Source organism: Clostridium sp. AM22-11AC, from assembly GCF_003473545.1.
Classification (GTDB): domain Bacteria; phylum Bacillota; class Clostridia; order Lachnospirales; family Lachnospiraceae; genus Enterocloster.
Map to the genome: position 1 here is coordinate 1 of NZ_QUCM01000041.1, position 7,834 is coordinate 7,834.

Below are 7,834 nucleotides of genomic sequence, written 5' to 3' on the forward strand. Positions count from 1 at the left end.
CCTGTTGACGGAGCCTTAAAAGTTCTTCATTAAGCGTCATGGCACTTTGTGGAGTCTGTGAGCCAGCTCCAAGATCAAGATTGCCAAGACGGTTCGCATGTACCCGGCCATACAGGGTATTCCTTGGCACTCCCAGTTCTTCAGCTGCCTTAGCTTGTCCGATTTCTTTAGCGAGTTTCACCGCCTGTACTTTGTATTCATGGTCATATTGTCTGTTTCCTGCCATTTTGTCCACTCTCCTTATCCTCTTGATTATATCTCAAATCCTTGAGAATGAGGTGTCAACTTTTTTATACCACATCATAAATTCAAGCACTGCTTCTTTCGTCGGAATCGCAGGGATTCCACCTCTCTTTTGCACACACAATCCGGCAACTGCATTTCCCAAAACAGCACACTTTCTGATCTCTTCCCATTCCATCTTTTCTACGGGCTTGTTTATAGAAAGAATACTGCATAATACGCCTCCCCAGAAGGAATCACCCGCTCCGGTCGTATCGACTGCATTGGTCTGAAACGCTTTTATGATTTCTTTTCTGTTTTTTGCTGCCATAAGAACACCCTGTTCTCCCAATGTAACGGCAACCAGCTTCGGCCCCATAGCAAGAATTTCTTCTGCAGCCTGCTCATAACTTTTTGCCCCTGTCAGGAGAATACTCTCTTCATCCGATACCTTCATGACATCTACCAGTTCTACAACAGATTTCATTTTTTTCACTGCACGCTCTTTACTTTTCCACAGGGATGGACGGTAATTCGGGTCGTAGGAAATAAGTACACCCGCTGCTTTTGCCATTTTTACCGCTTCGATCGTTGCGCTTTCTGCCGGTTCGTCTGTCAGCGATAATGATCCAAAATGAAAAATTCTACATCCGGAAATTAGCGTCTGGTCCAGTTCTTCTTTTTTTAACTGTGTATCTGCACCCGGTTTTCTTGCAAAAGAAAAATTTCGTTCTCCATTTTCACCGATTTCCACAAATGCCAACGTTGTAAAATAACCCGGGTCTTCAACAATAGCATCTGTATTGATTCCTTCCTTTTGCAATGTCTTCTTTAAAAATTTACCATGCATATCGTTTCCAACTTTTCCAATAAAAGATGTGTGATACCCAAAGTGGCTTGCAACGGTTAGAAGATTTGCCGGAGCACCGCCGGGATTCTGTTCGAACAATTTTCTCCCATCCTGACTGTGTCCTGCTTCCGTAAAATCAATCAGCAATTCTCCCAATGCCACGATATCAACTTTTTCTTCCATTTTTCAGTTCCTCCACAATCTCGTTATAACGTTTTTTATTTAACCGGTAGAAAAATAATACAACCGCAGTCACAATCCAAAGTGCACCTGGAATCGTCGTAAATGCATGTTTCATAATTGAAAGTACAGTTGCATTTTGTGTCTGATTTGCAATATAACCATATTTTCCAAGTAATCCTGCTAAAAGTGCTGTTCCAACTGCCATTCCGATTTTATTTCCAAGTGAAATAAATGCATACTGAAAACCATCATTTCTAAGTCCGGTTTTCCACTCCCCATATTCCACACAGTCTGGAATAATTGCATAGATTGCGGTATTAAATCCAGAGAAAAAAAACTGTGTGAGACCAGATAATGCATAAAAAATAGCTGGTGATTCTTTGGCATTGAAGAAAAACATAGACAACATTGAAATTCCTGTAAATAAAGCAAAGAGAGATGCTGTTCTTCCTTTGTTATTCAACTTGCGGAATACTGGTTGAAAACAAGCTGCCCCGATAATAGACGGAATAATAATGCACATGGAATAAGTCGTATAGTAAGTGGCATTTCCTTCCACATATGTAAAATAATACAGAATATCTGCGTTTCTACCATATAATGTAAATCCAAATAATATCTGTCCTGCCAATGCAAGAAGATATGGTCTGTTCTGCATGACTGTTTTCAACTGTACCTTTACAGAAATTTTTTCTTTTTCCGGAGTGATCACTGCCTCTTTCGTCTTCGCAAAGCAGAAGAAATGACAGGCTGTAAAAATGCATCCATATATGACCGCAACCGTCAGATATCCTGCCTTTGCACTGTGACTGCCAAATTTGCTGATCAGTGGAACTGTGATAATATTTAACACACCAATCGCTATCATCGCTGCAACCGAACGAGATGTATTTATTTTTGCACGTTCATCAATATCCTGTGTCATAGCACCACATAGGGTTCCATATGGAATATTTACACAGGTATATCCCAAAACCAGCAGACAGTAGGTAATTACCATATAAATGATCTTGCCATTCTGCGGCCAGTCAGGTCTTGCCCAGAATGTCATAACAAGAAGAACCGCTGTAATTGGTGCCGCTACTAACAGCCATGGACGGTACCGTCCCCATCTCGTTTTTGTTTTATCCGTAAGTCCCCCGACGATTGGATCATTGATTGCATCCCAGAATCTTGAAAAAAGCATAAGTGCTGACACAGCAGCCATACTGATTCCAAACACATCTGTATAAAATATCATCAGAAAATTACTAACAAACATCCAGCTGAAATTACATCCAACATCACCAAACCCATATGCAATCTTACTGATCAGCGGTACTTTTCCATTTTTGTTTTCGCTTCCCATATGTCCCTCCTGTTTTTATCAGAGTTTCTGACAGAACTCTATTCTTTCCTCATTTGGGCCTTTAATCATAAAAAACTTCACACCATTTTCCCAAAATGGCAGTTCTTCGATTCCGTCTGTAATAACCGTGTATTTTTCATTGCAGATTTTCTGATACATACTTTCAATGTCTTCCACATCAAGTGCAACATGCTGGTATGCACCGTCTGACATTGCCGCCTGTCTATTTTCAAAGGTCTCTATACAGTAATTTTTTATCTGTAAAAATGCCACTTTTTCCCCTGCTTTTTCATTATATGTCTGCATAATTTCTTCAAATCCAAGACTCTTATAAAACTCAACTGTTTTCTGTAAATCGTTTGTCGGAAGCCCGACATGGGCAACTCCGACAATTCCATATTTATTTTCCATATACGCTCCTTACTTTTCACTGACATTGATAATTACTTTCATCGTTGTCTCACGGTTATCATCAATATACTGGTATGCCTTCAGATAATCTTTAAAAGCAAATGTCTTTGAGATAAGCGGTTTCAAATGAACTTTGCCCTCATTTACCAGTCTGATTCCATCTATATAATCATCATGGCGGTACATCATCGTGCTCTTAATGTCAAGTTCGTGGTCATTTGCCACTGCAAGATCTACTTCTGCCATTCCTGCAAAAACAGCCACCAGTACAATCGTGCTTCCTTTTCTTGCATATTTAATTGCCTGTCCCATTGTGATATTGTTTCCAGCACAGTCGTAGATTACATCCGCCTTATCCGGTCCAAATGCTTCAATCATTGCCTCACCAAAGTCTTTATTTTTGGTATTCACACACACATCAATCCCACATTCTTTTGCCTTTGCCAATCTAAGATCACTGATATCTGTGATCATCACTTTCGCTGCCCCCATTCCTTTTGCTGTCTGTGCCACGAGATTACCGATCGGTCCTGCGCCAAGGACTGCAATATTCATGCCAGCCACATCACCCATCTGTTTTACACCATGAACTGCCACCGCAAGAGGTTCGATCATAGCTCCTTCTTCATAGGACATATCTTCTGGAATCGGTGTTACTTTCGATGCATCCACTGCAAAATACTCAGATGCTGTTCCTGTCGTCTGAAATCCCATTACTTTTAATTCCTCACAAAGATTATACTTTCCATGACGGCATGGATAGCAGTGTCCACAATATACCTGCGGCTCTATCGTCACCTTCTGTCCAACATGAAACTCTGTGACATTTTTTCCAAGTTCTGTGATCTCACCTGAAACCTCATGTCCCTGTGTTACCGGATATTTTGTAAACGGATGTTTTCCATGATAAACATGAATATCTGATCCACAGACACCAATATTCATAATCTTTACCAACACCTGATTTTCCTTCACCTCCGGAACCGGAACCTCTCTGAAAATAATTTCTCCTGGATTTGTCATTACCTGCTGTAACATAATTGTTTCCTCCTTTTTATATTGTTTTATCTTATGTTTTATAAAACGTTTTATTAAAGTAATTACATTATTACCCTGTAAACACGATTTGTCAATATGTTTTTTCATAATTTTATATATTTCATAATTTCAAAATACATTTTTTGTGTATTTTTCACAATCAACACGCAAAAACGGAAAGGAAACCGTAGTTACTGTTTTCTTTCCGTTTTTTACTATAATATCTTTTTCTAATTTTACACAACTTCTCGTTTTTCACACATATAAAGCGGACATCTGCATTCGCTTTGCAACCTGTCAGTGGGAGTTTTTAACTCCAACCGACTAAACATCCCCTTGCCCTACGCACTAGATGCGGTGGACTGCTTATCTGCGTTCAAAAAATTTACAATTCTACCATATGTTTTGTAAAAAAGTATTTCGCGGCTCCAACAGCCGACGCTTCTTTCTTATACGAACAATTTTTCAAGTATGAAACATCATGCTCAAAGCCATTATATGCCATCACTTTTTCTCCCAGTGGTATCATATAATCTGACAATACCCCTCCCACATCACCTCCTAGTATGATATCCATATCATATGCCATCCGCAGATTTGATATCAAAACAGCAAGATGATCCAGATACTCATTCCATGTCTGCAAAATTTTTTCATCACCACTTTCAATTTTTTCCATAAATGCATCCAGTGACTGCCTGTTATTTTGTGTCAGTACACTTGCAGCACAATATGCATCCGCACATCCTGATTTACCACAATAACACTTTCTTCCACCGGGAACGAGTATCATGTGACCAAACTCCCCTGCTTTCTGGTTCTGCCCTCGAAACAGCTTTCCATCTATGCAGAATGCACCTCCTAAGGTGTGGTTCAAAGACAGATATATCGCATTTGGATACTTTTGCTTTTTTTCTGCAAGCATTGCAGCATTAGCATCGTTTTCAAAATATACTGGAATTTCCAAAGCCTGCTCTAAAAAGCGCAGACTATAATTCTCTATACCTAAAGCATGGGATTTTAAAACGATCCGTTCTTTCTGATCAATAATTCCTGGAATCGCCACTCCAATCCCAAGTAGCGTATTCTTCGCTAATTCGCCTTCAAGAAAAGTTTTGACCTTTTGTGCCACCTCTGTACAATAGGATAATTCTGCCGTAAATTTTAAACGGATGCGATCCTTTTTTATAATCTCATCTCCAAGATTTACTAATACCATTTCTATATGATTCGCTGTAATCAAAATTCCCATTGCATGACAGTACGACTTATTAATCCCTATACTTTTTGCCTTCCGTCCACCGGTCGAAGCATATTCCCCAGTTTCTTCCAACACCATTTTTTCTAACAAGTCATTCACATTTGCTAATACAGTCGGCATACTCAAGTTTAACTCTTTTGCGATTTCTGCCTTGGATGTGACATGATTGTTCAGCACATAATTAATTATTTTTTTTCTTGTTATATTTCTTTTATCTTTATTTTCCGTTTTCTTATCCTCTTTTATTAAATATTTTATAAAAGAATTATATGCTTTTTTATTCTTCTTGTAAAGTAATGTTTGCTATTGTCCTCTGGCAGATGGCAGCCATTGCTGTCACAACACATTCCCTGATATTCTTTCATGACCTATTTTTCTCCTCGTACATATGTGGGCTTCTTACTTCGCCCTGAAATTGCATTACTTTGTAATCCAGTGTATTTTTCTTTGGCATGGCACGTTTGGCAGTCATATCATTTACAATAATTTTCATGCACTGTGTCATATGTACGAATTTGGGATTAAATTTTACTGATACCGGATGATAATGGTTCATTAAAAGTGTCAATGCTTTTTCCTTTTCTTCTTCCAGTACGATCTCTACACGTCCCGTACCAACAACACTTTCATAGCGGAAATTGCAGGACATATTGCTCTCACGATAATAAAGCTCGTGATTGCAATCCATTTCAAACGCAATATTGGGATTCTTTGCGAGCAGATCATTCTTTTTTCCTTCATAGTCGGTATGAATGTAGAAAACAACCTAATCACCTATAATTTCTTCTCCAAAATTAACCGGGACAATGTATGGATATGGCTCATCAAACATAGCAATCCGAATCGTGTCACATATTGAAATAATATCAAACTCTTTTACTTCATTCAGTTTATTTCTCATCACTTGTCTCCTTAACTGGTTGACTTATCTTTGCTTTAATTATATGATATACATAAATAAACAATAAGTACATGCATTAAAAATATATACTATCTCAAAATAGAGTGTAATGATGTATAAAGGAGAATTGTCAAAATGGAAAATGAAGAACAAAATGATTTTCGTCTGGAAGGAACCGGATTTGCCTATACACTATCGCTGATCAATGGCAAATATAAAATGCCAATTCTGTATTGCCTTTCCAAACGTGAAGTCGTCCGATATAACGAAATGAAAAGATATCTTGGGAAAGTAACCTTTAAGACATTAACGGATTCGCTAAAAGCATTAGAAGAAGATGGATTAGTGAACCGTAAAGAATACCCTCAAGTGCCCCCGAAAGTAGAATATAGTCTTACTGAAAAAGGAAGATCTCTGATACCTATGCTTACGGCTTTGTGTACATGGGGAGAAGAACATAGGAATTAAAATTTATTGTAGTTCGCATAAACATACAAGCAGGAGCACTCTCTATAAGTTATCCTGCTTGTATTTTATCTAATAATATCCTCTTGTTTCCCGCCAGCCTTTCACATACCATCTTATCCCGACATATATTACCTGTACCAATAACAAGAAGAATAGGAGATTAAAAGGCAAAACTGTCTTTATCCAGTCCCCGAAATAGATTGCTATCGCCATGCTTATAAATGTTACCAGTATGGTAATTATGTCCCAACAGTATTTCTTATATAGCCTTGCAATCTTTATTCCGATGAATGCTACAAGTATTCCCGCACCCACCATACATCCACCACAAACCAGTATTCTTATCAGCCAGTATATAATTCCGGCAATGACTGGATTGGATATTCCATCACTAATTTGTGCCATGTTCTTTCCTGTCAGTACAACCCAGCCAGCAATGGTCTGTGTGAAAGTTTCGATTGTATCAAAGAATACCACGCAATCAGAAATAAATATTTTTAACCGTATCATCTGAAAAAGAGTAGTTGATACGGAATACCATATCAGCAGAAACATCAATGCTTCACACACTCTCAGAAGAAGCTCCTGAGGATTACAATGAAATTTCCTTTGTCTGCTTAAGACCTGATGGCTGTCTGGAATTGCCAAGTACACTCGGCATTGTGTGTCGGTCAGTTTCCAATAGGCTTGATGGATTTGAAGGATTTCATTTTCATCAGTTACGACACACCTACACAAGCAACCTGCTTTCTAACGGAGCTGCACCAAAGGATATACAGGAACTGTTAGGACACTCAGATGTCAGTACCACAATGAATGTCTATGCCCACTCCACCAGAAAAGCTAAGCGAAATTCAGCAAGGCTTCTCGACAAGGTGGCAGGCAATGACTAAAAAGAAATTTCCCTTATTTCCCTCACGATTATCTCACAAGGGCAAAAATAATGGAAAATACATATCATTTCATCATACAAGGCTCTGCAAGCCTTGAAAAATGGGGAAAGTTCAAGAAATCTCTCCACAGTCGAGTAGACTTACACCTCACAATGTAAGCCCCTCACAGAACCGTACGTGCGGCTTTCTCGCATACGGCTCTTCATAATTGATTATTCCGGGGCTCTCTGAGCCACCTGTCCGGACTTTGAGAGCCACC

9 protein-coding genes and 2 pseudogenes are annotated in these 7,834 nt (G+C 38.8%); 2 read left to right on the forward strand and 9 right to left on the reverse strand.

Annotation, left to right across the window (positions count from 1 at the left end):
• From DW251_RS17350 to DW251_RS18530, 8 genes are all read right to left on the reverse strand, one after another.
• On the reverse strand, window positions 1-226 hold a 226-nt coding region (locus tag DW251_RS17350), incomplete at its 3' end, for a transposase (RefSeq protein WP_279217559.1).
• 33 nt (window positions 227-259) lie between these two features.
• On the reverse strand, window positions 260-1,255 hold the full coding sequence (locus tag DW251_RS17355; protein WP_118301874.1) for a carbohydrate kinase: 996 nt from the start codon (window positions 1,253-1,255) through the stop codon (window positions 260-262).
• Window positions 1,239-2,603 (reverse strand): MFS transporter, encoded by a 1,365-nt coding sequence (locus DW251_RS17360; RefSeq protein ID WP_118301875.1) that lies wholly within the window; start codon window positions 2,601-2,603, stop codon window positions 1,239-1,241. Before DW251_RS17360 ends, DW251_RS17355 begins: the two co-directional genes overlap by 17 nt.
• An 18-nt stretch (window positions 2,604-2,621) precedes the next feature.
• On the reverse strand, window positions 2,622-3,014 hold the full coding sequence (locus DW251_RS17365; protein WP_118301876.1) for a VOC family protein: 393 nt from the start codon (window positions 3,012-3,014) through the stop codon (window positions 2,622-2,624).
• A 9-nt stretch (window positions 3,015-3,023) separates the two neighbouring features.
• Window positions 3,024-4,052: an alcohol dehydrogenase catalytic domain-containing protein gene (locus DW251_RS17370; protein WP_117804239.1), complete on the reverse strand. Its 1,029-nt coding sequence runs from the start codon at window positions 4,050-4,052 to the stop codon at window positions 3,024-3,026.
• A gap of 385 nt (window positions 4,053-4,437) precedes the next feature.
• The gene (locus DW251_RS17375; protein WP_330620548.1) at window positions 4,438-5,571 is read right to left on the reverse strand and encodes an ROK family transcriptional regulator; all 1,134 of its coding nucleotides are present in this window, start codon (window positions 5,569-5,571) and stop codon (window positions 4,438-4,440) included.
• Between the two features lie 103 nt (window positions 5,572-5,674).
• Window positions 5,675-6,067: a pyridoxamine 5'-phosphate oxidase family protein gene (locus tag DW251_RS17380; RefSeq protein ID WP_118301877.1), complete on the reverse strand. Its 393-nt coding sequence runs from the start codon at window positions 6,065-6,067 to the stop codon at window positions 5,675-5,677.
• A gap of 12 nt (window positions 6,068-6,079) precedes the next feature.
• Window positions 6,080-6,214 (reverse strand): hypothetical protein, encoded by a 135-nt coding sequence (locus tag DW251_RS18530; RefSeq protein ID WP_279217560.1) that lies wholly within the window; start codon window positions 6,212-6,214, stop codon window positions 6,080-6,082.
• Between the two features lie 135 nt (window positions 6,215-6,349).
• On the opposite strand from DW251_RS18530, the gene DW251_RS17385 reads away from it, so the two are divergent.
• A complete protein-coding gene (locus DW251_RS17385) occupies window positions 6,350-6,682 on the forward strand; it encodes a helix-turn-helix domain-containing protein (protein WP_118301878.1) in 333 nt (110 codons plus the stop codon).
• Window positions 6,683-6,751: 69 nt separating this feature from the next.
• Here the strand turns inward: DW251_RS17385 and DW251_RS17390 are convergent.
• Window positions 6,752-7,246 (reverse strand): annotated as a pseudogene (locus DW251_RS17390) (DUF6040 family protein); the annotation flags it as partial.
• An 8-nt stretch (window positions 7,247-7,254) separates the two neighbouring features.
• Here DW251_RS17390 and DW251_RS17395 point away from each other — a divergent pair.
• Window positions 7,255-7,575: pseudogene (locus DW251_RS17395) on the forward strand (tyrosine-type recombinase/integrase); the annotation flags it as partial.
• Between the last annotated feature and the right edge of the window lie 259 nt (window positions 7,576-7,834).